The sequence below is a fragment of the Nguyenibacter vanlangensis genome (genome assembly GCF_013376155.1).
GTDB lineage: Bacteria > Pseudomonadota > Alphaproteobacteria > Acetobacterales > Acetobacteraceae > Gluconacetobacter > Gluconacetobacter vanlangensis.
This window is the reverse complement of sequence record NZ_JABXXP010000961.1, coordinates 1-870: the sequence shown is the minus strand read 5'-3', so window position 1 is coordinate 870 and position 870 is coordinate 1. Positions and strand designations below refer to the sequence as shown.

The window sequence follows — 870 nt, the reverse complement described above, 5'->3', positions numbered from 1 at the left end:
CGGGGGCTGGCCCGCCCCCCGGGCCGGCCCGGCCGGCGCCAGGGCGGCGGTGGTCACAAGGGTGGCCGCAATCGTGGTGGCCAGCAACTGGTCTTTGCGCATCGCTCTCTCCTGCATCACGAACAAGGTCATTTTGTTGTTATATCGTAACATTTTAACGTTCCGGCCAGCGCATGCCCCAGAGCGCGTTCCCGCTACCGGGACGCGGTCCGGATCACGGCTCGCCCGTCACGCGCCCGAACGGGCACATCCGGCGCCATGCGTCCGTGGCCGCCGCGCGGGCAGGCTGGCCAGCGCCGCCAATCCCATCAGCACCCCGCCCAGCACGAAGAAGGACGGCGCGATCTTCAGCCCCGACACCCGGACCAGCCAGGTGACGATGAACTGCGCAAAGCCGCCGACCAGCAGCACCACCACATTGTTCATCACCGCCAGCGCCGTCGCCCGCGCCTCGCGCGACACCAGCTCGACCAGAAAGGTGCAGTAGGTGCCCAGGAACATGCCGCTGGTGACCGACAGCGCGATCTGCACCACCACCAGGCGGGCGATCGACGGCGCGGCCACCAGCCAGGCATAGAGCGGCAGGGTCATGACGGCATAAAGCAGCAGCGACGCCGTCATGATCGTCCGCCTGTCATACAGGTCGGACAGATAGCCGCTGAACGGCACCACCAGCACCATCGCGCCCGCCGCGACCAGTTGCACCTGATAGGAATGGGCCATCGGCAGGTGCAAAATCGTCGTGGCATAGGTCACGACATAGGCATAGATGATATAGAACGACACCGTGCTGGCCGCGACCAGCCCCATGCCGGTCAGGATCTGCCGCCGCTGCCCCAGCAGGCTGGCCAGCGCGGTGCCCGCCGAGTC

The 870-nt window shown here is 67.1% G+C and carries 1 protein-coding gene; it reads right to left on the bottom strand.

Annotation, left to right across the window (positions count from 1 at the left end):
- Positions 1-228: 228 nt before the first annotated feature.
- On the bottom strand, positions 229-870 hold a 642-nt coding region (locus HUK84_RS20480), incomplete at its 5' end, for an MFS transporter (RefSeq protein ID WP_218064487.1).